21 protein-coding genes are annotated in these 25,781 nt (G+C 73.1%); 13 read left to right on the top strand and 8 right to left on the bottom strand.

Annotated elements, in window-relative coordinates; all coding sequences use genetic code 11:
- Window positions 1-3 precede the first annotated feature (3 nt).
- Window positions 4-678 carry a hypothetical protein gene (locus ABZ215_RS03555; RefSeq protein ID WP_354947509.1) on the bottom strand — a complete coding sequence of 225 codons (675 nt, stop codon included), beginning with the start codon at window positions 676-678 and terminating at the stop codon, window positions 4-6.
- 59 nt (window positions 679-737) lie between these two features.
- On the bottom strand, window positions 738-1,628 hold the full coding sequence (locus tag ABZ215_RS03550; RefSeq protein WP_354947507.1) for an intradiol ring-cleavage dioxygenase: 891 nt from the start codon (window positions 1,626-1,628) through the stop codon (window positions 738-740).
- 47 nt (window positions 1,629-1,675) lie between these two features.
- Between ABZ215_RS03550 and ABZ215_RS03545 the strand changes: the two genes are divergently transcribed.
- From ABZ215_RS03545 to ABZ215_RS03515, 7 genes are all read left to right on the top strand, one after another.
- Window positions 1,676-2,200 carry an Imm26 family immunity protein gene (locus ABZ215_RS03545; protein ID WP_354947505.1) on the top strand — a complete coding sequence of 175 codons (525 nt, stop codon included), beginning with the start codon at window positions 1,676-1,678 and terminating at the stop codon, window positions 2,198-2,200.
- A 250-nt stretch (window positions 2,201-2,450) separates the two neighbouring features.
- Entirely contained in the window at window positions 2,451-3,296 is an 846-nt protein-coding gene (locus ABZ215_RS03540) for an ESX secretion-associated protein EspG (protein WP_354947503.1), read from the top strand.
- A 19-nt stretch (window positions 3,297-3,315) separates the two neighbouring features.
- Complete coding sequence (locus tag ABZ215_RS03535) at window positions 3,316-3,717, top strand: hypothetical protein (RefSeq protein WP_020423286.1); 402 nt, start codon at window positions 3,316-3,318, stop codon at window positions 3,715-3,717.
- Between the two features lie 27 nt (window positions 3,718-3,744).
- Window positions 3,745-5,619 (top strand): hypothetical protein, encoded by a 1,875-nt coding sequence (locus tag ABZ215_RS03530; RefSeq protein ID WP_354947501.1) that lies wholly within the window; start codon window positions 3,745-3,747, stop codon window positions 5,617-5,619.
- A 5-nt stretch (window positions 5,620-5,624) separates the two neighbouring features.
- Window positions 5,625-5,972 carry a type VII secretion target gene (locus tag ABZ215_RS03525; RefSeq protein ID WP_020423106.1) on the top strand — a complete coding sequence of 116 codons (348 nt, stop codon included), beginning with the start codon at window positions 5,625-5,627 and terminating at the stop codon, window positions 5,970-5,972.
- Window positions 5,969-6,460, top strand: a complete 492-nt coding sequence (locus ABZ215_RS03520) for a YbaB/EbfC family nucleoid-associated protein (RefSeq protein ID WP_020423107.1) — start codon at window positions 5,969-5,971, stop codon at window positions 6,458-6,460. Before ABZ215_RS03525 ends, ABZ215_RS03520 begins: the two co-directional genes overlap by 4 nt.
- Window positions 6,454-11,484: an RHS repeat-associated core domain-containing protein gene (locus ABZ215_RS03515; RefSeq protein WP_354947499.1), complete on the top strand. Its 5,031-nt coding sequence runs from the start codon at window positions 6,454-6,456 to the stop codon at window positions 11,482-11,484. The genes ABZ215_RS03520 and ABZ215_RS03515 overlap by 7 nt, the downstream gene beginning before the upstream one ends.
- A gap of 200 nt (window positions 11,485-11,684) precedes the next feature.
- On the opposite strand, the gene ABZ215_RS03510 is transcribed toward ABZ215_RS03515, so the two are convergent.
- Window positions 11,685-12,698 carry a carbon-nitrogen hydrolase family protein gene (locus ABZ215_RS03510; RefSeq protein ID WP_354947497.1) on the bottom strand — a complete coding sequence of 338 codons (1,014 nt, stop codon included), beginning with the start codon at window positions 12,696-12,698 and terminating at the stop codon, window positions 11,685-11,687.
- An 81-nt stretch (window positions 12,699-12,779) separates the two neighbouring features.
- Window positions 12,780-13,700: a helix-turn-helix domain-containing protein gene (locus ABZ215_RS03505; RefSeq protein WP_354947495.1), complete on the bottom strand. Its 921-nt coding sequence runs from the start codon at window positions 13,698-13,700 to the stop codon at window positions 12,780-12,782.
- Window positions 13,701-13,810: 110 nt separating this feature from the next.
- Here ABZ215_RS03505 and ABZ215_RS03500 point away from each other — a divergent pair, with 110 nt between their 5' ends.
- Window positions 13,811-14,929, top strand: a complete 1,119-nt coding sequence (locus ABZ215_RS03500) for an NDMA-dependent alcohol dehydrogenase (RefSeq protein WP_354947493.1) — start codon at window positions 13,811-13,813, stop codon at window positions 14,927-14,929.
- Here the strand turns inward: ABZ215_RS03500 and ABZ215_RS03495 are convergent, their stop codons facing one another.
- Entirely contained in the window at window positions 14,930-16,441 is a 1,512-nt protein-coding gene (locus tag ABZ215_RS03495) for an MFS transporter (protein WP_354947491.1), read from the bottom strand.
- 84 nt (window positions 16,442-16,525) lie between these two features.
- Here ABZ215_RS03495 and ABZ215_RS03490 point away from each other — a divergent pair, with 84 nt between their 5' ends.
- Entirely contained in the window at window positions 16,526-17,116 is a 591-nt protein-coding gene (locus ABZ215_RS03490) for a TetR/AcrR family transcriptional regulator (RefSeq protein ID WP_354947489.1), read from the top strand.
- A 52-nt stretch (window positions 17,117-17,168) separates the two neighbouring features.
- On the opposite strand, the gene ABZ215_RS03485 is transcribed toward ABZ215_RS03490, so the two are convergent.
- The gene (locus ABZ215_RS03485; RefSeq protein ID WP_354947487.1) at window positions 17,169-18,038 is read right to left on the bottom strand and encodes an exodeoxyribonuclease III; all 870 of its coding nucleotides are present in this window, start codon (window positions 18,036-18,038) and stop codon (window positions 17,169-17,171) included.
- Window positions 18,039-18,073: 35 nt separating this feature from the next.
- Window positions 18,074-19,531 (bottom strand): phospholipase D-like domain-containing protein, encoded by a 1,458-nt coding sequence (locus ABZ215_RS03480; protein WP_354947485.1) that lies wholly within the window; start codon window positions 19,529-19,531, stop codon window positions 18,074-18,076.
- Window positions 19,532-19,580: 49 nt separating this feature from the next.
- Between ABZ215_RS03480 and ABZ215_RS03475 the strand changes: the two genes are divergently transcribed.
- Window positions 19,581-19,874 carry a hypothetical protein gene (locus ABZ215_RS03475; protein ID WP_354947483.1) on the top strand — a complete coding sequence of 98 codons (294 nt, stop codon included), beginning with the start codon at window positions 19,581-19,583 and terminating at the stop codon, window positions 19,872-19,874.
- Between the two features lie 442 nt (window positions 19,875-20,316).
- Window positions 20,317-21,288 carry a nitronate monooxygenase family protein gene (locus tag ABZ215_RS03470; RefSeq protein WP_020423119.1) on the top strand — a complete coding sequence of 324 codons (972 nt, stop codon included), beginning with the start codon at window positions 20,317-20,319 and terminating at the stop codon, window positions 21,286-21,288.
- Here ABZ215_RS03470 and ABZ215_RS03465 read toward each other — a convergent pair.
- The gene (locus ABZ215_RS03465) at window positions 21,254-22,192 is read right to left on the bottom strand and encodes a LysR family transcriptional regulator (RefSeq protein ID WP_237335361.1); all 939 of its coding nucleotides are present in this window, start codon (window positions 22,190-22,192) and stop codon (window positions 21,254-21,256) included. The two genes, ABZ215_RS03470 and ABZ215_RS03465, sit on opposite strands and share 35 nt — an antisense overlap.
- 104 nt (window positions 22,193-22,296) lie before the next feature.
- On the opposite strand from ABZ215_RS03465, the gene ABZ215_RS03460 reads away from it, so the two are divergent.
- Together ABZ215_RS03460 and ABZ215_RS03455 are read left to right on the top strand one after the other, a co-directional pair.
- Window positions 22,297-23,400: an LLM class flavin-dependent oxidoreductase gene (locus ABZ215_RS03460; RefSeq protein WP_354947480.1), complete on the top strand. Its 1,104-nt coding sequence runs from the start codon at window positions 22,297-22,299 to the stop codon at window positions 23,398-23,400.
- Window positions 23,397-25,754: a glycoside hydrolase family 3 C-terminal domain-containing protein gene (locus ABZ215_RS03455; RefSeq protein WP_354947478.1), complete on the top strand. Its 2,358-nt coding sequence runs from the start codon at window positions 23,397-23,399 to the stop codon at window positions 25,752-25,754. The genes ABZ215_RS03460 and ABZ215_RS03455 overlap by 4 nt, the downstream gene beginning before the upstream one ends.
- Window positions 25,755-25,781: the final 27 nt, after the last annotated feature.

The following is a 25,781-nucleotide window of genomic DNA, read 5'->3' as shown; positions in this document are numbered from 1 at the left end:
GTTTCACTCCCAGCCGTTGAAACCGTCCAGTCCGTACGGGGCCAGCACGAGGCTTCCGGTGGTGTTGCGGGAATCCAGGACCACCGTGCCGACGTAGTTCTGGCCCGGCGAGAGCGCGAGCGGGAACAGCTTGCTGCGCGACAGGCAGCCGATCGCCGGTGCGCTGCTGAGGCTGCCGCCGGTTTCGGTGACGCCGTCCGGGCCGATGATCGAGAAGTTGTTCGGGTTCAGCAGGCTCGGCGCGAAGTCGCCGCTCATCGACGACGAAGTCGTCACCGTCATGTCCAGGAAGATGAACCGCCCGTTCTCCGGCTTCTGCGCGTACGGCTCGGTGCAGCGGCCGCCGACGGTGACCTTGGTGAGCGTGAAGGCGACCTCCGGCCGGCCGGCGTAGCTGCCGAAGCCGATGGTCTCGCCGATCTTCACCTCGACGTTTCGCCGGGGGTTGACCGGGATCACCGGCGTGGGCGACTTCGAGGTCGTGGGCCGGGGCCGGGAGGTGGTGGCGGGCGCGGCCTTGATGCTGCCGTTGTCTGCCGTGACGGCGAGCGTCACGCCGACCGACACCCCGGCGACGACGAGCGCACCGGCGATCGCGAGGGCGACGATGGCGCCGATGTTGCGCCGCGGCGGCTGTGGCCACTGCGGGTAGGGGTAGCCGGGCGGCTGACTGGTCACGAAGATCCTCCTGATCGGTGCGCACGGCTTGTCGTGAGCAGGAGGATCTTCGTTACCGGCTAGCGCGACGGCGGCGTCCCACCCGGACCGGCGCCGGCGGACGGGGTGGTCTGGGTGTCCACGCGCACCGCGAGGCTCACGGTGTAGCCGCCGGTGACGTCCCCGGTGACGGTCGCCAGCTGGGAGGCGCCGCCGTCGTCACCGAAGACGTTGTCGCTGGACAGGCTCACCTTCCGCAGGTTCGCGACGGAGTCCTCGTAGCCCGATTGCTGGTAGACGGTCTGGCACACGTCCTGCGGCAGCGCGACCTGCGAGGTGGCGATCGCGTTCGACGAGTCGGCGATGCTCGCCTGATCGGGGTAGACCTCGAAGTGGATGTGCGGCCACCGGCCGTCGTAGCAGGCCGGGAAGACGCTGGTGAACCGCACGCGCCCGTCGGCGTCGGCGATCTGCACGCCACGCAGGAAGTTCTGGTCCTCGACGCCGTCGGAGTACATCGAGTAGCCGCCCTCGCGGGTGCAGTGCCACACGTACACCGCGACGCCGGCGAACGCGGCACCGCCGTTGGCCAGGTCGGACACGGTCAGCTCCAGCGTCATCGGCACGCCCTCGGCGGTGCCGGTGGACTCGCCGAAGCTGGAGCGGATGTCGCTGCGCACGATGCCGCTCTGCGCCAGCACGTCCGGCCCGTTGGAGCCGTCGCCGGGGTAGGGGCCCGCCGTTTCATCCGGGATCTCGCCCGTCGCGGCCGAGGTGGTGGTCGTCGTGGAGCCGGTCGACCCGGCGCCGCACGCGGTGAGCGCGACACCGGCCGCGCCGATGCCGAGGAACCGCAACGCCCGGCGGCGGTCGAACAGGGTGCCGATGTCGAAGCCGAGCCCCTGGTCGACGACTTCGTCGTGCGGGCGGGGGAGGGGGCGGCCCTGGTAGGCGGGCTGGTTGTCTCGCATGGGCACCATCGTCGGGTCTCGTGCTGTGTGCCGGGTTTGCCTAGTCTGTGAGGCAGGCAAGCGTTCTGGGAAGAGGGCGGGGCGGGACGATCACCGGAGCGACCGAGCCGCGGCTCAACTTCCGCAAGCCGGCGCCGTCGCTGCGCGCGGGCGACGTGTTCGCGATGCTGATGCCGGACGATATGTACCTTTTCGGCCGCATCGTCACGACGAACGCGGCCGGCCCGATGGGCAAGGGCATCGTGGTCTACGTGTTCCGAGCCCGGTCCGCGACCCTGGCGCCGCCGCCGCGAGCCGAGCTGGTGCCGGATCGGCTCCTGCTCCCGCCGCAGTTCGTCAACCGGTACCCCTGGTCCCAGGGCTACTTCGAGACCATCGAGCACCGGCCGCTGTTGCCCGGCGAGGTGTTCCCGGTGCATTGTTTCCACGAGGTGATCCGGGACCGCTACGTCGACGAGAACCGCGCGCCCCTGCCGGGGCCCGTGGAACCCGTGGGGCAGTTTCTGCGCAACAGCGTCCGCACCCTGGACGATGCCGTCAGCGAGGCGCTCGGGATCCCGCTCACCCCATGACACCCGTGCTCAAATGAGCGCTCCGCCGCGGTGCCCGCGTGCCCCTGATTCGCGGCTCTTTCGGGCAACGCCGGAGGAAAACGGCGTTCCGTCACCCCTCCGGTGCGTTGTGATCTCCACCGTGTGCCGGTGGGTCGCTCGACAGCGGGCGCCCCGGCGCCGACACTGATCAACGAACAAGCCACACTGGCCGTCCACGCCTCACGGCCCCGCGTCCGAGGCCGGAATCCGAAAGGTGACACAAGCGTCGATGGTGTCTCGGTTCGACTTCACGCTCGGCAGCGTGGAGGCCGTCGTCGTCGGGCGGGCGCTGGGCGTCGACGTCCGCGTGTTCCCCCTGCGCATCAGCCACACCACCGTGGACCCGCTCCGCTTCGCCAGACTCGCGCTCCGGGTGCACGCCGACCTCGAGGACCGCGGCCTGTCCACCCGCGGCCGGCTCGACCCGGGCGTGCGCACCGCGTTCGAGCTGCTCGGCGACCACCGCGTCACGGTCACCGCGAGCGGGACCGACTCCCGCGCCGGTGACCTCGCCGTGCACGCCGCCACCGACGGCGCGCAGGCGCTCGTGATCCGCCAGGCCCCCGGCGAGGACAGGCTGTGGTTCTCCCTGTTCCCGGACGAGGACCTGGTGCCCCGCGTGGCCGGCTCGCTCACCCCGGCCGACCCCGCGCCGGGCACCCCGCTGTCGGTGTCGCGCCGCGAGGACGAGCGCCCGCGCTCGGCGCTGGCCGCGCTGCGCCAGGCCGAGGAGGAGTTCGACGAGGAGGAGACCGAGGCCTTCGGCAGCCTCCAGGTCACCACGGTCGTGCGGTCGCGGCGGCCGGCGCGTGCCCGCGCGGTGTCCGAAGAGGACCGGCTCGAAGAGGTCTTCGCGGCGCCGCGGCGCGGCGGCGGCTACTTCACCGCGCACGGCCGCGGACGCCACGGCGAACGCCGCTCGGCCACCCCGGTCACGTGGCTGGACACCGACGACGGGCGGTACCTGGTGAGCACCCGGACCGACGCGACCGGGACGATCACCGCGACCTACACGCCCGCGGGGTTCCCGGCGGTCGCCGAAGCCGTCCGCGACATGATCGCTGCCGTCTACTGAGATCGGGGAGGAACCGGGGATGAGCGAGGAAGCGCCGAAGGCGGAGAAGGCGGTCCGGATGGTGCAGGCGGTCGCGTTGAAGCGGCTGGCCACCGAGGGCGGGTTCGCCGTCGACGAGCGGACCGGCGACAAGATGATCCAGGCGCTGCAGGGCATCGTCGACGCGCTCGAGTCGCGCTGGTCGGCGCTGCAGGCGTTCGGGCAGGCGCCGCCGATGAGCGACACCACCACCGCGAAATGGGTGTCGGACGTGATGGTGAAGACCGCGAGCGACGAGCGCGGCCTGCTCACCCAGCTCACGCAGGCCAAGGCCGAACTGCCCACCTACATCGAGGCGATCAAGCTCGCCCAGAAGAACTACCGGTCCCAGGATGGCGACACCGGGACCACGTTGCGGCGATACCGCGCCGAGCAGGCCTGACCGAGCAACCTCGAAGGGGAGAAGATCGTGGAGCTGTCCGACGTCGGCGGTGGGGTGCAGGACGTCACCGCGGACCCGAGCTCGCCGTACTACATCGGTCCCATCGGCCACGACCACACCTCGGGTGACGAGATCCGCGAGGAGGTCACCAAGCAGGTCGACGAGGAGATCGCGAAGGGCTGGCTGGGGGACGTCGTCACCCCGCTGCTGCGCGACGAGACCATCCAGCGGCGCTACGAGCAGCGCATCGTCGCCGTCCGCGACAGCGTCGACGACGGGGTCGAGATCCGCGACCACGGCCCGGCGCCCAGCTCGCTGTGGGACAACGCGACCCACCAGCAGATGCTCGACGCCATCACCACCAACGCCGACTCCGCCGCGGTCGCCGTCACCTCCGAGGAGTGGGTGCGGCTGGGCAAGGAACTCACCGAGCACCAGCAGAACCTGGCCGACGCCATCAACGACAGCCTCGCCGACTGGCAGGGGGAGGGCGGCGACGCGGCCCGCAAGCACCTCGCCGACGTCGGCCTGTGGCTCGGCAACACCGCCAAGGGCGCCACGCTCACCGGCCGCCAGCAGGAGATCCACTCGCAGGCGCTGAACGAGACGCAGAAGCAGATGGCGGCCAACCCGCCGGTGAACTTCGACGTGCAGGCCGCCAACGCGCACCTGCAGACGATCACCGACCCGGTCGTGTACGCGCAGCAGGCGCAGCTCGACCAGCAGGCGCTGCAGCAGTCGGAGGCCGCACGCCAGCAGGCCGCGCGGATCATGACCCAGTACGACGACACCGTCGCCGGCGCCACCATCACCCCGGCGTTCGTCGCGCCGCCCAAGCTCGGCGGGCCGAACGCGCAGATCGCGTCGCTGCGCACCGGCGCGACCGGGCCGGCTTCGGCGCGGATCCCGGCCACCGAAGCCGGTGCCGCGCAGGCCGCGAGCCTGCGCTCGGCTCCCACCGCGGGCGCTCCCGCGGCCGCCGGCGCGGGCACCGGGGACGTGACCGCGGCGGTGGCCGCGGCGAACCTGAACTCCCCGCCGCTGCCGACCGGGACCTCCGTCCCCGGGACCGCCGTGCCCGGCCTGGACACCTCGGGCGCAGGCACCGGGGTCGGCGCGCCCGCGCTGAACACCTACAGCGGTGCGTCCGGCTACGGCAGCGGAACCGGCGCCGTGCCGCATCTGTCCACTCCGGACTACCCGACCGGGACCCCCGCGAACTACAGCGGCGGCACGCTGCAGAACCACTCGTCGGTGCCCGACCTCGACATCCCGGACTCGACGGTGGCCGCCTCGGCGGTCGACACTGGCACGTCCGGCAGCTCGTCGGCGCGCATGCCGACCATCGGCTACTCCGGCGGGATCAACGGCGACAGCATCGCCAGCCGTCTCGGCGGGCCCACCGTGAGCGGCAACCCGCTGGCCGGGCTCGACTCCGTCAGTGGCCCGGCGGGCACCCCGCTCGGCGGCGGCACCAGCACCGGGGCCAAGGGCCTCGGCGGCGCGGGCGGTGCCGGCGCGGCGGCGCTCAAGGGCCTCGGTGGTGGCGGCGCCGGTGGCAGTGGCCTCGGCGGCCTCGGCGGCGTCGGTGGCGCGTCGGGCGCGAGCGGTGCCCGGCTCGCCGCGGGTGGGGTCGCCGGTGCCTCCGGTGCGGCGGCGGCCGCCGAAGAAGCCGCGGCGGCGCGTGGCGCGGCGGGCGCGACCGGCGCGGCGGGCCGCGCAGGCACCCCGGCCGCGGGCGGCATGGCCCCGCACGGCGGCAAGGGCCAGGGCGCGGAGGACAAGGAACACCGCGTCGCGGACTACCTCGAAGGTGACCCCGACCTCTTCGAAGGCGGTGACGTGGTCGCCCCGCCGGTCATCGGCGACTGGAAGAAGAACAAGCAGGAAGAGAAGAAGTAACCCTCGTGTCCTACGAAGTCGACCCAGACGAGCTGCGCACGCACGGCAGTCACCTCGACGCCCTGTCCGACCGGCTGAACACCGCGGTGGACGCCGCCAACACGGTCGTCATGGACGACTCCGCCTACGGCCTGCTCTGCGCCTTCCTGCCGCCGATCGTGAACGCGACGACGCAGGGCGACGCGGTCGAGGCCCTCAAGGCCGCGGCCGAGGGCGTGCGGATCACCGCGGAGAACATCCGCACCGCGGCCACCAGCTACGAGGACCAGGACGCGACCAACGCCGAGCCGTTCGAGCGGCAGCTGCGCGAGGCCACCCCGGTGAGCCCGCGGATCGGCACGGTGATCCGGTGACGTCGGCGAACGGACTGGGCGACCTCATGCGCGACCCCGACGAGGCGGCCGCGCGGATGAACGCGTGGGCGCAGGGGCTGGCGGAGAAGGCCGAGCGCTACCGCGCGGCGCAGGCGCGTACCGAGGAGATTCGGCTGACCTCGGCCAACACCGACGGCTCGGTGCGCGTCACGGTCCGCGCCGACGGCAGCGTCACCGATCTGGACCTGTCCGGGCGGGCCCGCACCATGCCGCTGGACGAGCTGTCCGCGCAGATCCTGGCCACCATGCGCCGCGCGCAGGCGGGCATCGCCGCGCAGGTCGCCGAGGTGATGCAGGAGGAGGTCGGCGACGAGGACCCGCAGACGCGCTCGCTGCTGGTCGACAACCTGCGCAGCCGGTTCCCCGATCCGGACGCCGACACCGACGACGAGCAGGCGGCCGCCGAACCCGCCGAGGAGCGGCCGCAGGCCCGCACGGACGACGACGAGGAGAACAACCCGTGGTGAACCCCCTGGTCGCGCAGGAGCAGAGCTCGACGACCGCGATCTCGGGGATCTCCCTCCTGGAGGGCGCGCAGGACCTCAAGAAGGCCATCGAAAGCGGCGACTGGGCCTCCGGCGCGCTGGGGGCCGCCGCGGCCGGGCTCGACGCGCTCGGGTTCGTGCTCGACCCGTTCGGCTCGATCCTCGCCGCCGGCGTCGGCTGGCTCATCGAGCACGTCGGCCCGCTCAAGGACGCCCTCGACGCGCTGGCGGGCAACCCGGACGCAGTCAAGGCCCACTCCGAGACGTGGAAGAACATCGCGGCCGAGCTGGGCGAGATCGGCACCGACCTGGCCAACGCGGTCAACAGCGACCTGACCGGCTGGACCGGCCCGTCCGCCGACACCTACCGGCAGCAGGCCAAGGACGTCGGCGACCTGCTCGCCGCGGCGAAGGAAGCCGGGGAAGGCACCGCGAGCGGCATCGAGACCGCGGGCACCGTCGTCGCCGCCGTGCGGACCCTGGTGCGCGACATCATCGCCGAGGTCGTCGGGCACATGATCTCGTGGGCGCTGCAGGTGATCGCCACCCTCGGCATCGCGCTGGCGTGGGTCGTGCCGCAGGTGATCAGCGAGGTCGCCAAGACCGCCGCCAAGATCGCCGACCTCACCGGGAAGCTGACCCACGCGCTCAAGGCGCTCTCGGAGCTGCTGAAGAAGGCCGGCGGCATCTTCACCGACACCGCGGGCAAGCTGAAGAAGATCAAGACCGACAAGCCGCCGACGTCGGCCAAGCCGGACAGCCTCCCCGCGGGCCCGAAGAGCGTCGACCCCATGGCGGGCAAGGGCGGCGGCACCATCCCGAACAGCACGCCGAAGACGCCGCCACCGGACGCGGCGAAGGTCGCCCCGCCGCCCAAGCTCAACGACACCCCGGGCGACACGACCAGGGCATCGTCCACACCGGACACCCCGCCGGTCTCGGCCCCGCCGAAGCTGGACGGCCCGCCGCCGGGCGGCACGGCCAAGTCCGCACCCGAGCCCGGCCCGGCCCCCGTGTCGGCGCCGCCGAAGCTCAACGACGTCACCACGCCGTCCGGCGCCCCGAAGAGCCCGCCGAAGACCGACGGCACGCCGAAGCTGAAGGACCAGGGCGACAACCCGCGCTCGATCGAGAAGCTGCGCTGCGAGAAGGACCCGATCGACGTCGCCACCGGGCAGATGGTGATGGCCGAGGTCGACGCGGAGTTCCTCGGCACGCTGCCGCTGGTGTTCGAGCGCACGCACTTCTCGTCGTTCCGCGCCGGACGGCTGCTCGGCGCAGCCTGGGTGTCCACACTGGACCAGCGGCTGGAGGTGCACGACCGCGGCGTGAGCTTCGCCGCCGCCGACGGCACGCTCCAGCACTTCCCGCACCCGGCCGACGGCGCCTGGACGACGGCGGCCCGCGGCCCGCGGCGCTCACTCACTCGCACCGACGACGGCGGGTACCTGATCGAGGACCGCGAGCAGGCGCGGGTGCTCTACTTCGCGCCCGGCTCCGGTGAACTGCCGCTGACCTGGACCGGCGACCGGCACGGCAACCGGATCGAGTTCGTCCGCGACGAGCGCGGCCTGCCCGCCGAGATCCGGCACAGCGGCGGCTACCGTGTCCGCGTCGAGACCGACGGCGAGCGGATCACCGCGCTGCACTCGGTCGCCGCGGGCGGCGAGGTCGAGCTGGTCCGCTACGGCTACACCGCGGGCCGCCTCACCGACGTCACCAACGCCTCCGGCGCGCCGTTCCGCTACTCCTACGACGCGGCCGGCCGGGTCGTCGCCTGGGCCGACCGCAACGGCGAGTGGTACCGCTACGTCTACGACCACGCCGGCCGCGTGGTGCGCACCGAGGGGTCCGGCGGGTTCCTCACCGGCACCATGGAGTACAGCGACGGCGTCACCTACTCGACCGACTCCCTGGGCCACCGCACGGAGTTCCACCTGAACGCGGCGGGCCAGGTGGTCCGGGAGGTCGACCCGCTCGGCCACGCCACCGCCTTCGAGTGGGACGACGCCGACCGCCTGCTGAGCACGACCGACCCGCTGGGCCGCACCACCCGGTACCGCTACGACGACGATGGCGACCTGGCCGCGGTGATCCGGCCGGACGGCGCGGAGACCACGATCGAGCGCGACGCCGCCGGCCTGCCGGTGACCATGACCGAGGCACCCGGCGTCGTCACGCGCTGGGAGTACGACGAGCGCGGCAACCTGAGCCGCGTGACCGAGCCCGACGGCGCGGTCACCACTTACACCTACGATGCGCGCGGCAACGTCACCGCCGTCACCGACGCGCTCGGCAACACGCTCACCGTGGCCTGCGACGCGAGCGGCCTGCCGGTCGCCGTGACCGACCCGCAGGGCGCCGTGACCCGGTACGACCGCGACCGGTTCGGCCGTGTCGCCGCGATCACCGGCCCGCTCGGCGAGGTGGAGCGCTTCGGGTACACGGTCGACGGCAAGCTCGCCTGGCACCGGCACGCCGACGGCGCGCTCGAACAGTGGGTGTTCGACGGCGAGGGAAACAACCGGGCGCACACCGACGCGACCTCGGCGGTGACCCGCGCCGAAGTCACCCACTTCGACCTGCCTTCGGCCGAGATCCGGCCGGACGGCACCCGCGTCTCCTTCGCCTACGACACCGAAATGCGGCTGACCGCCGTCACCAACGAGCAGGGGCTCGTGTGGCGGTACACCTACGACCCGGCGGGCAACCTGGTGCGGGAGACCGACTTCACCGGCGCCTCGGTCGGCTACCGCTACGACGCCGCGGGGCAGCTGGTCGAGCGGACCGGCCCGGCCGGGCAGACCACCACCTACCGCTACGACGCGGCGGGCAACCTGGCCGAGGAGACCACCGGGGGAGTGACCACCCGGTACACCTACAGCACCACCGGCTGGCTGCTGTCGGCCGAGGACGGCACGAGCCGCGTCACCTTCGAGCGGGACGCGGCGGGCCGGGTCCTCGCCGAGACGGTCAACGGCCGCACGGTCCGCTCGGTCTACGACGCACAGGGCCGCCGCGTCCGCCGGGTCACGCCGTCCGGCGCGGACAGCGTGTGGGAGTACGACGCGACCGACCAGCCGGTCGCGGTGCACGCCGCGGGCCGGGCGCTGCGGTTCACCCACGACCTGGCCGGCCGCGAGGTGCGGCGCGAGTTCGGCGCGGCCGCCCTCACCCAGTCCTGGCTGCCCGGCGGGCTGCTCGGCGCGCAGACCCTCACCGGGCCGGCCGCACCGGCCGGTCACCGAGCCTTCAGCTACCGGCCGGACGGCCTGCTCACCGGGATCGAGGACACGCTGACCGGCCCGCGCGGTTTCGCGCTGGACAACCGCGGCCGCGTGACCGGGGTGCGCACGCCGCGCTGGCACGAGCGGTACGCCTACGACGCCGCGGGCAACGTCACCGAGGCGGTCTGGCCCACCGTGACCGACCAGGACCTGCTCGGACCGCGGGCCGTCGCGGGCACGGTGGTCACCGCCGCCGGCCGCGCCCGGTACGCCCACGACGGGCAGGGCCGGGTCGTGGCGCGCGACCGCGGCGGGCAGGTGTCGCGGTTCTCCTGGGACCCGCGCGGACGGCTGGCGGGTGTGCTGACGCCGGACGGCACGTCCTGGCGCTACACCTACGACGCCCTGGGCAGGCGGATCGCGAAGGAGCACCTCGCCGCGGACGGCGTGCACGTGCTGGAGCGGGTCGACTTCGCGTGGGACGGCCAGGTGCTCGCCGAGCAGGCGGTGTCCACACCGGACGGTGCGCGGGTGACGGTGTGGGACTACGAGCCGGACAGCTTCCGCCCGCTGCTCCAGCGGGATCGGCTGCCCGGCCAGGAGCTGGTCCACGCCGTCGTCACCGACCCCGCCGGCGCGCCCGCCGAGCTCGTCACCGACCAGGGCGGCATCGCGTGGTACGCGCGGACGAGCCTGTTCGGCGCCGTGGTGGAGCGGTCCGCGGGCCCGGTGGACACGCCGCTGCGGTTCCAGGGCCAGTACGCCGACGCCGAAACCGGCCTGCACTACAACTTCTTCCGCTACTACGACCCGGCGCTCGCGCGGTACCTGAGCCCGGACCCGCTCGGGCTCGAAGGCGGGCCGAACCCGCACGCCTACGTCGGCAACCCGCACGCGTTCGCCGACCCGCTCGGGCTCACCCCGCAGAGCTGCTCGGCCGGCGGCACGTCGAAGCAGAGCACGGGCAAGCGCAAGAAGCCCGCGCTGACGGTCAACACGAACGTCCCGGCCGTCCCGGTGACCAAGAACTCGCCCGGCGGAAGCCTGTACCAGCAGCTGTCCCCGGGCGGCAAGTACGGCGCGCAGAAGACGGACAAGCAGGGCAAGCCGAAGTTCAACCGCAAGGGCGAGAAGGTCTACAAGTACAACCGGCGCGAGGCGGCCGGGTACGACAACCCGAGCCACGACCACGGCAACATGCTGCCGCTGTGGAAGGACGCGGCGAAGTCGCCGATCCCGATCGACCCGGTGACCGGCCAGGAGATCAAGGGCAAGCAGCTCAAGGACTGGCTGATGGACCCGAACCGGCGCTTCGACACCAAGGAGCCCGGCGACGCCGGGTACGCCGGGCTGCCGGGCAATGAGATCAAGGGGCACGGCAAGGGCGTCCTCGGGCACGAGCCGTCGGCCAGCACGCACTGGAACCACCACGGCGGCATGCAGAGCACCCGCGCGGACAACCTGGAGCACAACAAGGAGACGAGCACCTACCACGGCATCGAGGACCGCGGCCGCTCCAACGCCAGCGGTTCGTCGGAGGAGCGCTACGAGAGCCCCGGCCCGGACAACGGCGCGAACCGCGCGTTCTGGGACCGGGACGACCCGGGCTTCAAGGACCAGGGCGGGCCTTGGCACTCGTGGCAGAAGATCGCGCCACCGCCGAACGCCGCCGGCCCGGCCGGCCCGGCCGGCCCGTCCACACCGGACAGCCCTGCGTCGCCGGACGGCCCGCCGGCGAAGCGCCCCCGCCGCGACAGCGACGTGAGCATGGCGGACTGACCACTTCCGGCGGTCAGGCACGGCCCGCTGCGCTGGGACCCGGACGGGCGGCCGATCGCCTTCACCGGCACCGCCGTGTGGGAGGTGCGGGACGGCAGGCTCGCACACAGCTGGGTCGAGCGCGCGTCCTGGGAACTGCGCCAGCGTCTGACGGCCTGACCCGCGCGGGTGCCCCGGAGAGCGGGGCACCCGCGGCGGTGTCAGCCCGGCAGCAGCTCGCTCAGCTCCTCGGCCGGGTGGGGCGGCGTGGTCACCGCCGGGTCCGCGGGCGCCTCCACTGTGCGCGGTGCCGGGTTGCGGTTGACCAGCAGGCGGAACACGTCCGGCCGGGAGTAGTGGCCGACCGGGTCGGCGGCGGACTTGGCGATCGCGATCAGCGCGGGGTCGAGGTCGGCGTAGAGGATGCCCTCCTCGGTCTCGGCGAGCGGTTCGGCCAGCGGCGTGCCCTCGGGGCCGAAGATGCGGGCGAAGCCTCCGCCGCGCCGCAGCAGCTGCCGCTTGGCTTCGGTGTCACAGAACAGGTCCTGCGCCGCTTCGCCGATCACCGAGCACGCGACGAGCACGAAGGCCTGGCCCTCGACCGCGTACACCAGGCTCGCGGCGGTGTTCACCTCCGGCCCGAGCGCGGTCGCCGCGCCGCGGTAGACCGAGAAACTCGGCCACGACGCGACGTGGATCTCCTCGCCGAGGCTGTACATCGCGTACTTGGTCAGCGGCTGGAAGTGCTCCCAGCAGTTCAGCCCGCCGATCCGGCCCAGCGGCGTGTCGTGCACCTGCAGGTCGCTGCCGTCGCCCTCGCCGTACACCGAGCGCTCGACGTGGGTGGGCTTGAGCTTGCGGCGCACCGAGATCAGCTCGCCGGTGTCCGAGATGAACGCCTGCGACATGTAGAGGCTGCCGCCGTCGCGCTCGCTGAACCCGAGCACCACGTGCACACCGTGGTCGGCGGCGGCGCGGCGGAGCCGCCGCATCTCGTCGCCGTCGCGGGTCATCGAGTTCGCGGCGTACCGCGGCACGAACGCCATGCCCGCGGCGGGGGAGTCGAGCCAGATCCACCACGGGTAACCCGGGACGAACGTCTCGCCGAACGCCACCAGCTTCGCCCCGCCCCGCGCGGCCTCGCCGATCAGCGCGACCGCCTTTTCCACGCTGCCCGCCAGGTCCAGCCACACCGGCTCCGCCTGCACCGCCGCGACCCGAACCGTGCTCTCCATGACGCCTCCTCCGTGCTTTCCGTTGGTGGAGGGCATCATGCGGCGGGCGGGCGCCCGCCGGACTGTCCGCGCGTGCCGGGGTCACTGACCGCGTGTGCCACCCGGGGTCGTGCCGAACTCGGCGCGGAAGGCGCGGTGGAACCCGGATTCGCTGTCGAAGCCGCAGCGCGCGGCGATGGTGGCGACCGGCCGGTCCGGGTGCGCGCGCAGCATTTCGCGGGCCTGCTCGAGCCGGATCCGGCGGATCTCCCTGGCGACGCTGCCGGGCGCGAACACGCGGTACAGGGTGCGCCGGGAGACGCGGCAGGCCCGCGCGACCATGTCGACGTCCAGCCGGGGATCGGCCAGGTTGCGGCGGATGAACGCGACCGCCCGCTCCCGGACGAGGGCACGCGCCGGCTCGGGCGCGGGCTCGGTGCGGGCCGCGAACGAGGCCGCGGCCGACAGCAGGCCGAGCGCGTGCGGCAGCAGCGGGGTGGCGGTGCCGGCCTTCGCGGCGCCGGCCAGTGAGGTGAAGAACGCGGGCACCACCTGACCCGGCCCGGGGCCGAGCGTGCGGGCGGTGAGGGCGCGGGTGTCGCGCAGGGCCAGCTCCCGCTTGGGCACCTGGACGACCAGCTGGCGGAAGTCGTCGTCGAAGCGCAGCGTGTACGGGCGGGTGCTGTCGTAGAAGGCCATGTCGCCGCCGGTCAGCTCGGCGACGCGGCCGTCCTGCTCGACCCGTCCGCGGCCGCGGAGCTGGATGCTGGCGAGCAGGTACTCGTCGGCGCCGCGGGCGATCAGGCTGCGGGTGCGGCGGACCACCTGCCCACCGGCGACCACAGTGGACAGTTCGAGCGCGCCGACCGGAACGTGCTCGATGCGCCCGGCGAACGGCCCCGCCGTCACCGGGGCGGCCGCCAGCTGGACGAACGTCTCGCAGATCATCTCCCGCCAGTAGGCGAACGCGTCCTGCGCGGGCACCTGCGAGGTGCTCAGCTCCACCCGGGACTGCCGGTCCATCCCGGGATTGTCACCCCGCGCGGGGCTCTTGTCGAGCCCGGCGTGCTTGACGCGAATTAGAACCTGTTCTACCTTCGCCAGGTCGACGTCTGTAGAGGTGAAGGTGGGCAATGATGCGAACCCGTGCGGCCGCGCTGCTCGAACAGCCGGGCAAGTGGCAGATCGTGGACATCGACCTGGACGAGCCGAAGGAGCACGAGGTCCGGGTCCGCTTCGCGGCGGCCGGCCTGTGCCACTCCGACGACCACGCGACCACCGGTGACATGCCGACGCCGCACCTGCCCCTCATCGGCGGGCACGAGGGCGCGGGCGTCGTCGAGGCGGTCGGGCCGGGCGTGCGCAACCTCGCCGCCGGGGACCACGTCGTCGCGCAGTTCGTGCCCTCCTGCGGGCGCTGCGAGGCCTGCTCGTCCGGCCGCGGCAACCTCTGCGACCTCGGCATGTACGCCCTGAGCGGCTGCATGGCCGACGGCACCTACCGCGCCCACCTGGACGGCGCGGACGTCGCCCAGATGACCATGGTCGGCACCTTCGCCCAGCACGCGATCGTGCCCGAGTTCTCCCTCACCAAGATCGACCCGGAGATCCCGTTCCACGTCGCCGCCCTGCTCTCCTGCGGGGTGCCGACCGGCTGGGGATCGGCCGAGTACGGCGCCGAGGTGAAGGCCGGCGACACGGTGATCGTGATGGGCGTGGGCGGCGTCGGCATGAACGCGGTGCAGGGCGCCCGCGCTCGCGGCGCCGCGTATGTCCTCGCGGTCGACCCGGTCGCCTTCAAGCGCGACAAGGCCCTGGAATTCGGCGCCACCCACGCGTTCGCCGACATCGACGAGGCCGCGGACTTCGCCCGGTCGGTCACCAACGGGCAGGGCGCGCACTCCGCCGTCGTCACCGTCGGCATCACCACCGGCGACCACGTCGCGCAGGCGGTCAACGCGATCGGCAAGTTCGGCACCGTCGTGGTCACCGGCATCGGCGACGTCAAGGACGAGGGCCTGCCGATCAACCTGTGGGCGCTGTCGATGATGCAGAAGCGCATCCAGGGCGTCATCTTCGGCATGGGCACCCCGAGCTACGAGATCACCCGGCTGGCCCGCATGTACCAGGCCGGCACGCTCAAGCTCGACGAGCTGATCACCACGACCTACCGGCTGGACGAGGTCAACCAGGCCTACGCCGACATGCACGCCGGGCGCAACATCCGCGGCGTCATCCTGCACGAGAGCTGATCAGCGCGGCGGGCGCAGGCACGCGGCGGCGACGACGCCGGCCGCGACGATGCCCGCCAGCGCCAGCAGGCTGAACCACATCCCGTCGGAGAACGCGGCCCGCGCGGCGTCGGCCACCTGCCGGCCCGCCGGGCCCAGCCGTTCGGCGACCGCCAGCGCCCCGGCGAGCGACCCGTCCGCGGCCTCCCGCGCCACCGCCGGAAGCGCCTCCGTCGCCGGGCGCACCGCCGGGGTGTAGGTCGCCGACAGCACGCTCCCGGCGAGCGCGATCCCCAGCGCCGCACCGATTTCCCGCGTCGCGTCGTTGACCGCCGACGCGACGCCGTACTTGTCCGGCGGCACGTTGTCCAGGATCGCGCTGGTGGCCGCGGGCGCGGTGAGGCCGAGCCCGCCGCCCAGCACGCACACCGCGATCGCCAGTTCCACGTACGAGCTGTCCGGCCCGAGCCGGCCCAGCAGCAGCACCCCGGCGACCACGACGACCAGCCCGAGGCAGGTCAGCGCGCCCAGCCCGATCCGCTGCGCGATGTGCGCCGAAGCCATCGACAGCGGCAGCAGCGACACCGCGATCGGCCACAGCACCAGGCCCGACTCCAGCGGCCCGTAACCCTGCACCAGCTGCAGGTACTGCGCCAGCACGTACAACGCGCCGAACGCCGCGGTGAATTGCGCGGTCACCGACACCGACCCGGTGGCGAAGGCGCGGTTGCGGAACAGCCGCACGTCCAGCAGCGGCGCCGCGTGCCGCGCCTCGAACCATGCGAAGACCGCGCCGAGCGCGACACCGGCCACCAGCGCCACGATCACCTCAGCGTCGGCCCACCCCACGTCCGCCGCCCGCAGGATGCCGAACACCACTGCCCCGATCGCGAGCGCGCCGAGCGCGGCGCCGGCCGAGTCGAACCGGTGGTGCACCCGCTCGCGCGAGGTCGGCACCGTCACGCAGGCCAGCGCCAGCAGCAGGGACAGCACGGCCGGGCCGAGGAACACCGAATGCCACGAGAAGTGCTGCAGCAGCAACCCGGCGATGACCAGCCCGCCGAGACCGCCGAGGCCGGCCACCGCCGCCCAGATGCCGATCGCCCGCCCGCGCCGCTCGGGCGGGAAGCTCGCGTTGATGATCGACAGGGTGGCGGGCATGATCATCGCCGCGCCCAGCCCGGTCAGCGCCCGCGCCGTGATCAGCCAGGCCGGCGACTCGGCGAGCAGGGGAGCGGCGCAGCCTGCCGCGAACACCGCCAGCCCGATGACCAGCACGCCGCGACGGCCGTAGCGGTCGCCCAGCGCGCCCATCGGCAGCACCAGCGCGGCCAGCACCAGCGTGTAGACGTCCACGATCCAGGTCTGCTGCGCCTGCGTGACACCGGTGTCCGCGGCCAGCGCGGGCAGCGCGGTGTTGACGATCGTGACCATGGCGATCACCAGGCCGACCGCCGAGCACATCACGCCCACGGTCCAGGCGCGGCGCGCTGCCGAAGACGACGAGAGCCCGGACCGTGCGACGACGCGCATGCCACCTCGTTCCGACAGGAAACGAAACCGTCGGTATCGTAGCAGTACTGGCAGTTCTGAAAACAGGTCTGGGAGAATCCGGCCGTGACGACGCAGCAGGTGCCGGGCCGCCGTGATCCGCGGCTGGACCGGTCGCGCTCGGCGATCCTGTCCGCGGCCGTCGCCCTGCTGTCCGAGGGCGGCGTCCGGGCGGTGACGATCGAGGCCGTCACCTCGCGCAGCGGTGTCGCCCGGTCCACGCTGTACCGGCACTTCCCGAACAACACCGAACTGCTGGCGGCGGCCTTCCGCGAACTGCTGCCACCGCTGGACCCGCCCGCCGGCGGCACGCCGCGCGAGCGCCTGCTGCGCCTGGTGCGGGCGCAGGCCGGGCAGATCGAGGGCGCCCCGGCGATGGCCGCGCTGGTGTGGATGGCCGCGATCGGCCTGGACAGTGGGGGCGCGCCCGACGAGGGCGAGCGCGGCAGGCTCGCCGCGCTGCGCGAGCACGTCGTGGACACTTACCGCCGTCCGTTCGACGCGGTTCTCGCCGACTGCCTGCCCGGCGAGGAGGACGTCGACTTCGCGGCCGCCCGGCTCGTCGGCCCGCTGCTGTTCAACGCCCTGATCCTGCGGCGCCCCAGCGACGCGGCCTTCTGCGCGCGCCTGGTGGACGACTTCCTGGCCCGTGCCTGACCGGCGGAGCTGATGTCCGCGCTGCGCCGGGCGTGGCGCAGCGCGGACCGAGTCACTTCGACTGCGGCAGCGTGACCTTGCCCTTGCGTCCCCGCGCGGACGGCGGCGGCACGACCGGGCCGATGTCGCCGTCGGGGGCTTCGTCCAGGTCGACGATCACCGGGGCGTGGTCGCTCGGCCCGGTGCCCTTGCGGGCGTGCCGGTCGACCCACGCCGCCGCCACCCGCCCGGCCACCGGGGCCGAGGCCAGCACCAGGTCGATGCGCATGCCGAGGTCCTGGTGGAACATGCCGGCCCGGTAGTCCCAGTAGGTGAAGACCCGCTCGCGCGGCCAGCGGTCCCGGACCACGTCCCGCAGGCCCAGGCCGGTCAGCGCGGCCAGCGCGGCGCGCTCGGGTGGCGTGACGTGGGTGTGGCCCTCGTAGGCCGCCGGGTCGAACACGTCGGCGTCGGCGGGCGCGATGTTCATGTCGCCGCACAGCATCGCGGCTTCCGGTCCGTCCGCGACGACCTCCCGCAACGCCGCCAGCCACGCCAGCTTGTACTGGTAGTGGTCGGAGCCGGGGGTGCGGCCGTTGGGCACGTACAGCGAGTGGATCCGGACGCCGCCGCAGGTCGCGGCCACCGCGCGCGCCTCGGGGTGCGGGAAGCCCGGCGCGCCGGCCAGGCCGGTGACGACGTCGTCGAGGCCCACCCGGGACAGGATCGCGACGCCGTTCCAGCGCGGCTCACCGGCCAGTGCGGTCTCGTAGCCGCGGTTCGCGAGCTCGTCGCCGAGCAGGTCGCGGAAGGCGTCGTCGGCCAGTTTGGTCTCCTGCAGGCACACGACGTCCGGCTGCCGCTGGTCCAGCCACGGCAGCAGCCTCGGCACCCGCTGCTTCACGGAGTTCACGTTCCAGGTCGCCACACGCACGCCGCCCACGCTAGTGCGGATGCGCCCGCGGCGCCGCCCTCGGCTCAGCCGTCGACGAGCAGGCCGCGCAGCGGGCCCTGCAGCCGTTCCGCGCGGCGGGACACCCCGGGCAGCAGCACCAGCCGGTGGGTTCGCGGCTCGCCGCGGCGTTCGCGCTCGGCCTGCTCTTCGGCGATCGGGCGCCACAGGTTGTCGATGACGTCGGCGGGGTCGGCGTCCAGGTCCGCGGCCGGCCGTCTCAGGTGCTCGGCCCACAGGCGCAGCCGGGTGGCGCGGATCAGGTCGCGGTCGTCGGTCGCGACGTTGACCTCGGTGTCGTTGAACAGCGAGTGCTCGTTGAGGTTCGCCGAGCCGATCGTCATCCACTCGTCGTCCACGATGCCGAGCTTCGCGTGCACGTACACCGGCGCCGACGACTCGCCGTCGTGGCTGCTGATCGTGGTGGCCAGCAGGCGGTGGCTGCCGTCGTCGGCGTCCAGGAGCCGGCCCAGCTGGCCGCGCGTGGTGTCCGCGCCGTTGCTCGGTTTGCGTGGCAGCAGCAGCACCACGCGGAACTTCTCGTCCGGCGGGTCGCACAGCTTGTCGATCAGGACCTCCGCGATCTCCGGCGACCACAGGAACTGGTTCTCCAGGTACACCAGCCGTCGCGCCGAGCGCAGCGCGCGCAGGTAGGCGTCGAGGATCGTGAACTCGCCCTGCGGCGCGAAGGCGTAGGTCTTGTCTGGGACCGTGCGCAGCAGTTGCACGTTGCTGGTGCCCGCCGGTTCTGGCGTCGCGGGCTTGGGCAGCTCCTCGCCGGCCACCTCGGTCCAGCGCCGCCGGAAGTGCTCCGCGACGTCGGCGACGACCGGCCCGTGCAGCCGGGTCATCAGGTCGTGCCAGCCGATCGGCCGGTCCGGCGGGTGCTCGCGGCTGTCGTGGCGGTCGCCTTCCAGCGCCGTGAAGTCCACCCCGCCCACGAAGGCGACCTCGTCGTCGACGACGACCAGTTTCTCGTGGTGGCAGTGCATCGTCCGTTCGCGGGCGTCCAGGACGCACCGGACGGCGGTGTTCTCGGTGAACTTCCGCTGCTCCGCCCGGACCATCCCGCGGGTGGGCTGGAAGGCGGGCACCGGCGGGCCTGCCCACACGAGCAGGCGCACGTCCACGCCGCGCTGGGCGGTCGAGGCGAGGAGGTCGCGCAGGGTCGGCGCGTCCGGTTCGCGGGTCAGCCGGAAGTCCGGGCTGGCGTGCCAGTTGGCGATGTGCACGTGGGACTTCGCGCCGCGGATGGCGGCCGCGATGGCGGGCAGCGCTTCTTCGCCGTCGACGAGCACCTCCAGGCGGTTGCCGTGCCGGGTGACGGCCCGCCCGCCGAAGCGGTCCTCGGTCCCGGTGGGTTCGAGGACCTCGCCCCAGCCGAGCCTGCGCAGGCGGCGTTCGTGGTGGGCGCAGAGCGCGTGCTCCAGCCCGTCGCCGAGGCGTTCGTCCACCTTGTCCAGGAGTGAGCGGAACGTCGTCATACTCCAATGTCACTACAGATCGGGCGGGTTCGCCGGGCAAGATTGGCGGATGAACCGGCAACGGGAGGCGCTGCGCAGTTGGGAAGAAACGTGGTCCGTGGCGTTCGCGGCCCGCGGCCACCGGGTGGTGATCGAGGTCGAACCCGCGGTGGAGCCGCCCCCGAGCGCGCTGTGGCACTGGTGGATCACCTTCCGCGCGGGCGACGCGGAACTCGACGCGATCGCGGCGCCCCAGCCGGAGGCGCTGGCCTTCGAGGACGAGCAGGGCCGATTCGAGGAGGTGGTCCCGCTGGGCGCGGTGGCGGACCACGTGCTCCGGCGGTTGGCCGGTGATGTCGGATAGTGGGGGCGCACCTGGCTGGGCCGAGGCGATCGCCGGTGCCGTCGGGTGGCGCACCGCGTCGGGAACGTGGCAGCGGTTTTGTGTGGAGGTGGTCCCGCTCGGCGAGGTGGCGGACCAGGTGCTCCGGCGGCTGGCCATGATGTCGGGTAGCGGGGGCGGACCCCGTTGGGCTGAGGCGATCGCCCGGCGCCGTCGGGTGGCGCACCGGTCGTTCTTGTCTCAGTGAGTGACGAGGGATGGACTTCCCGCCCGCGCGCGGAGGTCGATCGCCGCGCAAGTCAGGCCTCTCGGTCCCGGTGCACCGCGAGCTGCATTTCGTCACAAGCCGCTGGGAGCCTGTCAAGCCTTCCGGCTCAAGGAGATGAACTTCACGGCTCATACCTAGCGCTCGTTCAGCCGCGTTATCGTCGGCTCTCTCAGGACACCGGAAGGGACTGACGCAATGGTGCGCACGCGGTTCTGCGACGTCTTCGGGGTGGAGTACCCGATCGTGCAGGGCGGGATGCAGTGGGTGGGCCGCGCGGAGCTGACCTCGGCCGTCGCCAACGCGGGCGGCCTCGGGTTCCTCACCGCGCTCACCCAGCCGACTCCGGAGGACCTCGCGAAGGAGATCGCGCGCTGCCGGGAGCTGACCGACAAGCCGTTCGGCGTCAACCTGACCATCCTGCCCTCGATCAACCCGCCGCCGTACGCCGAGTACCGCGACGTGATCGTCGAGTCCGGGGTCCCGGTGGTGGAGACCGCGGGCTTCAACCCGGCCGAGCACCTGCCCGCCTTCCGCGCGGGCGGGGTCAAGGTGCTGCACAAGTGCACCAGCGTCCGCCACGCCGTGAAGGCCCAGGAGCTGGGCGTGGACGGCATCTCCATCGACGGCTTCGAGTGCGCCGGCCACCCCGGTGAGGACGACATCCCCGGCCTGGTGCTGATCCCGGCCGCCGCGGAGAAGATCACCATCCCGATGATCGCCTCGGGCGGGTTCGGCGACGCGCGCGGGCTGGTGGCGGCGCTGGCGCTGGGCGCGGACGGCATCAACATGGGCACCCGCTTCCTCGCCACCGCCGAAGCCCCGGTCCACGACAACGTCAAGGCGCAGCTGGTCGCCGCCACCGAGCGGGACACCGAGCTGATCTTCCGCCCGCTGCGCAACACCGCCCGCGTGGCGAGCAACTCCGTCTCCCGCGAGGTGGTCGGCATCCTGGACCGGGGCGGGAAGTTCGAGGACGTGCGCGACCTGGTCGCCGGCGCCCGCGGCCGCAAGGTCTTCGAAGACGGCGACCTCGAACTGGGCATCTGGTCGGCGGGCATGGTGCAGGGCATCATCAACGACGTGCCCACCGTCGCCGAGCTGATCGAGCGCATCGTCACCGAGGCGCGCGAGCTCATCGCCGGCCGGCTGGCGGGGGTGCTGCGCTAGGCAGGGCGCGCCCGGCCTCGCCGAACACTTCCCGCATCCAGCGGTGCTCCGGGTCGTCCTCGTGCGCCGGGTGCCACCACAGCGCCTCCACGAGCGGCACGGGCTCGAACGGGCACGGCAGGACCCGCACACCGTCCAAACCGGACAGCCGCGCCGCGAGGTGGCCCTGGATCAGCCCGATCCGGTCCGTGCCCGCGACCAGGTGGGGGAGCGCGAGGAAGCTCTCCACGACGGCGGTCACCCGCGGTTCGATCCCGAGCGCCTGCAGCTGCCGCGCGACGGTGGTGAACGCGGTCGCGGACAGGTAGGTGAACACCCACGGCAGCTTTCGCAGGTCGTCCATCGTCAGGGCGTCGCCGACCTGCTCGTTCGCCGTCGCCACGACACAGCACCAGGTGTCGGAGAACAGGTCCAGGTGCGGGACGCCGTGCAGGAACCCGTGCGGCAACAGCACCGCGTCGGCCCCGCGCAGGCTCTCCGGCGCCTGCTCGACGACCGGCGGTGAGGCGGGCTCGAACCGCAGGCGCATCCCCGGCGCGCGCTCGTCGAGGATCGCGCCGACCGCGCCGCCCAGCACGGCCATCACGTAGTCCGACCCGAGGATCCGGAACTCCCGGTCCGAGGTCGCCGGGTCGAACCCCGGGTGGCGGCTGAACGCCTGCCGGACCCCGGTCAGCGCCGCCTCCGCGCGCGGTCGCAGCTGCGCGGCCAGCGGTGTCAGCTCGTAGGCGTTGCCCTTTCGGACCAGCAGCTGGTCGCCGAAGTGCCGCCGCAACCGCGCCAGCGACGAGCTCAGCGCGGGCTGGCTGAGCCCGAGCCGGGCGGCGGCGCGCGTGACGCTCTTCTCCCGCAACAACATGTCGAGGGGGACGAGCAGGTTCAGGTCCAGGTTCGTGAGGTTCATCGTCTCCCTCTTCGCTCGCCGTTGACCCGGGGACGCGGAGCAGTCTACGCTAAAAATCCGAATCAAGATTCTGAATTTATTTTGACCGACCACTGGAGGTCGCCGTGCACTTCTCCGCGTTCCTGACCACCCGGTCCGCAGGCCCGGCGGACGACCGGCCCGTCATCGAGGCGATGGTCGACCACGCGGTGGAGGCCGAACGGCTCGGTTTCGACGCCGTCTTCCTGCCCGACCACCACTTCACCGGCTACGCGCCACCGGCCAGCGACCCGGTGGTGTTCGCCGCCTACCTCGCCGCGAAGCTGCCCCGGCTGCACTTCGGGTTCTCCGTGCAGACCATCCCGCTGCACCACCCGGTGCGCTTCGCCGAGCGGCTCAACCTCATCGACCAGCTCACCGACGGCAAGGTCCTCGTCGGCACCGGCAGCGGGACCACACCCGAGGAGATGATCGGCCTCGGCATCAACTACAAGGACACCGCGCGGCTGTCGGTGTCCAATCTGGAGATCGTGGAACGCCTGTGGGCCAAGAAGATCTCCGACCCGCCGGTCGAGTTCGACAACGGGCACTACCGCGGTTCGGTCGTCTCGCGGATCGTGCCCGCGCCCTACTCCGCGGACGGCCCGCAGCTGATGTCGGTCGCCGCCCGCCCGTCGAGCACGCAGCGCGCCGCGGACAAGGCCCAGCCCGCGTTCATCCTCGCCTTCACCCCGCCGACCATCGACGACGGCCGTCCGCTGGAGCACCTGCGCCGCTACTTCCAGGCCTACCGCGAAGCCCTCGAAGCGGCCGGGCACGACGAGGCCCGCGTCGCCCGCGCGCTGGAGTGGACCACGCACACCTACCAGCACGTGCACCTCGCCGAGACCGACGAGCAGGCCGAGGAGGAGCTGCAGCTGCTGATGGAGCAGTACCAGGAGGCGATCGAGCGCGAGCACGTCGCGAACGCGGCCGCCGAGCGGATCACCGGCGTGGCGCTGCCCCCGCCGCCGGACGCCCGCAAGCCCGGCTACCAGCGGACCTGGTGCCTGTGGGGCAGCCCGGAGACCGTCACCGAGCACCTGCGCGAGATTCAGGGCATCGGGATCGGCAACGTGCTGGGCGGTTTCCTCGGCGGCCCGCTGACCCCGGAGCGCGTCGCGTTCGGCCGGCGGTCCATGGAGCTGTTCGCCACGCGCGTCATGCCCCGCTTCCGGGCCGCGGCGTGACCGGCGCGCTGGACACGGCGCGCAAGGCGGCGTTGACGGCGGGGGAGACCGGGTACCGCACCCCGGCCGAACCCGCCGCCGGGCTGCGTCCGGTCCACCTGGTCGACGGCCCGCTCGGCCTGGTCAGCCCGACCTTCGACGAGCGGGAGACGTCGCTGCTGCTGCCCAGCGGCATCGCGCTGGGCGCGACCTGGGACCCGGACGTGGTGCGCGCGGTCGCGGCGGCGGAGGGCTCGGAGGCCCGCCGCCGCGGCTTCGACGCCGTGTACGCGCCCAACCTCAACCTGGCGCGCACCGGGCTGTCCGGTCGGACGTTCGAGATGCTGTCGGAGGACCCGCTGCTGGCCGGGATGCTCGGCGCGGCCTTCGTCGAAGGCTTGCAGGGACAGGGCGTCGCCGCGGTGCCGAAGCACCTGGTGTGCAACGACACCGAGACCGAACGGCAGCGGATGAGCGCCGACGTCGACGACACCGCCCTGCGCGAGGTGTACCTGCGGCCCTTCGAGCACGCGGTGTGCGCCGGCGCGTGGGCGTTGATGACCGCCTACAACCGCCTGAACGGCAAGCCCTGCGCCGCGCACGCGGAACTGCTGGCGATCGTGAAGGAGGAGTGGGGTTTCGACGGGCTCATGGTGTCCGACTACTTCGCCCTGCACGAGACCCTCGGCCCCGCGCTCGCCGGGCTCGACCTGGAGATGCCGGGCCCCGCGATCCACTTCGGCGGGCGCTTGGCCGAGGCGGTGGAGCGCGGGGAGGTGCCGCGGGAACGGCTCGACGACGCCGTGACGCGGCTGCTGCGGCTGGCCGGCCGGGTGGGCGCGCTGGAGGGTAGCAGCCGCCAGGTCACCGCGCCCGTCGTACCGCCGGAGCACGCTCACCAGGTGCTGACCGACGCGGCCGTGGCGTCGTTCGTGTTGTGCCGCAACGACGGTGTGCTTCCGCTGGAGCCGGGCGTCCGGCTGGCGGTGATCGGGCCGAACGCGGACCGGCCCTGCTACCAGGGCGCGACCTTCGGCCGGATCCGGCCCGAGGGCGGCGCCACCACACCGCTCGATGCGCTGCGCAAGCGCTTTCCTGGTGCGGTGATGCACGAACGCGGAGTGGACAGCGTCCCGGCGGCGACGCTGGGCGCCTTTGAGGTGTCCACTCCGGACGGGCGGCCGGGTGTGCTGCTGGAGCACTTCCGCGGTGGTGACCTGGTGCTGTCCGAGGTGCGTGGTGACAGCGCTTTCATCTGGTTCGGCGAGGTGCCCGGCGCGGGGCCGACGACCGAGCCGGGAGTGCTGCGGCTGACCGCCGTGTTCAGGCCTGAGGTCGGGGGGCGGTGGACGTTCGGCGCGGGCGGTTCGGGTGCCGCTGTGTTAGCTGTCGACGGTGTGGTCCTGGCTTCGCGGCCGGCTCCCGCGCCGGGCGACGTGATGGGGCAGGTCGCGCGGGCGGAGACCACCGGCGCCGGGATCGAGCTGCGCGCCGGGGAGCCGGTGACCGTGGTCGCCGAGATGACGTCGGCGGGCAGCCGGGTGCAGGCGCTGACGGTGTCGTGCACCCCGCCGCCGGAACCGGGGGCGCTGGCCCGTGCGCGGCAGGCGGCGGCGGAGGCCGATGCGGTGGTGCTCGTGGTCGGGGACGAGCTGGAGACTTCGCGCGAGAGCCGGGATCTGGCGACCTCGGCGCTGCCGGAGGCGCAGCAGGAGCTGATCCGCGAGGTGGGCCTCGTCAATCCGCGGACCGTGGTGGTCCTCAACGCCGGACGGCCGGTCGACGCGCCGTGGGCCGGCGACGTCGGCGCGGTGCTGCAGGGCTGGTTCGGCGGGCAGGGGTTCGGCGACGCGCTGGCGAGGGTCCTCGCGGGCGACGACGAACCCGGCGGCCGGATGCCGGTCACGGTCCCGCTGCGCGACGAGGACCGGTCCACGCACGGCGAGACGCTGGACGCGGACCTGCGCCGCGACTACCGCGCCGCGGAGCCCACCGGATACCGGCACCTGGCCCGAACCGGGAGGCGGGCGCGGTTCGCGTTCGGCTCGGGGCTCGGCTACACGACGTTCCGCTTCGGCCCAGCCCGGGTGGACGGCGACCTGGTGCGGCTGGACGTGACCAACACCGGCCAGCGCCGCGGCCGCGAGGTGGTGCAGGTCTACGTGCGCGCGCCGGGCGAGGTGGATGCGCGGCTGGCGGGCTTCGCCGGGGTGTGGTTGGAGCCGGGGGAGACGGCCGGGGTGGCGGTTGCGCTCGGGGAGCGGGTGTGGCAGCGGTGGTGCGGTGGCGGGTGGGTGGTGCCGCCGGGTGGGCATGAGGTGCTCGTGGGCCGCTCGGTGGAGGAGATCAGGCAGACGCTGACGCGGGAGTGGTGACGCAGGTGGTGGGGAAGCCGCCCCCAC

It is taken from the genome of Amycolatopsis sp. NPDC006131 (assembly GCF_040614175.1).
GTDB lineage: Bacteria > Actinomycetota > Actinomycetes > Mycobacteriales > Pseudonocardiaceae > Amycolatopsis_E > Amycolatopsis_E tucumanensis.
This window is presented reverse-complemented; position numbering and strand designations above follow the sequence as displayed.

What these genes read in the sequence shown, in the direction of transcription:
- ABZ215_RS03550 (WP_354947507.1), bottom strand. Translation starts at nt 1,628, where the DNA reads ATGCGAGACAACCAGCCCGCCTACCAGGGCCGCCCCCTCCCCCGCCCG.
- ABZ215_RS03540 (WP_354947503.1), top strand. Translation starts at nt 2,451, where the DNA reads ATGGTGTCTCGGTTCGACTTCACGCTCGGCAGCGTGGAGGCCGTCGTC.
- ABZ215_RS03535 (WP_020423286.1), top strand. Translation starts at nt 3,316, where the DNA reads ATGAGCGAGGAAGCGCCGAAGGCGGAGAAGGCGGTCCGGATGGTGCAG.
- ABZ215_RS03510 (WP_354947497.1), bottom strand. Translation starts at nt 12,698, where the DNA reads ATGGAGAGCACGGTTCGGGTCGCGGCGGTGCAGGCGGAGCCGGTGTGG.
- ABZ215_RS03505 (WP_354947495.1), bottom strand. Translation starts at nt 13,700, where the DNA reads ATGGACCGGCAGTCCCGGGTGGAGCTGAGCACCTCGCAGGTGCCCGCG.
- ABZ215_RS03500 (WP_354947493.1), top strand. Translation starts at nt 13,811, where the DNA reads ATGATGCGAACCCGTGCGGCCGCGCTGCTCGAACAGCCGGGCAAGTGG.
- ABZ215_RS03495 (WP_354947491.1), bottom strand. Translation starts at nt 16,441, where the DNA reads ATGCGCGTCGTCGCACGGTCCGGGCTCTCGTCGTCTTCGGCAGCGCGC.
- ABZ215_RS03480 (WP_354947485.1), bottom strand. Translation starts at nt 19,531, where the DNA reads ATGACGACGTTCCGCTCACTCCTGGACAAGGTGGACGAACGCCTCGGC.
- ABZ215_RS03475 (WP_354947483.1), top strand. Translation starts at nt 19,581, where the DNA reads ATGAACCGGCAACGGGAGGCGCTGCGCAGTTGGGAAGAAACGTGGTCC.
- ABZ215_RS03470 (WP_020423119.1), top strand. Translation starts at nt 20,317, where the DNA reads ATGGTGCGCACGCGGTTCTGCGACGTCTTCGGGGTGGAGTACCCGATC.
- ABZ215_RS03465 (WP_237335361.1), bottom strand. Translation starts at nt 22,192, where the DNA reads ATGAACCTCACGAACCTGGACCTGAACCTGCTCGTCCCCCTCGACATG.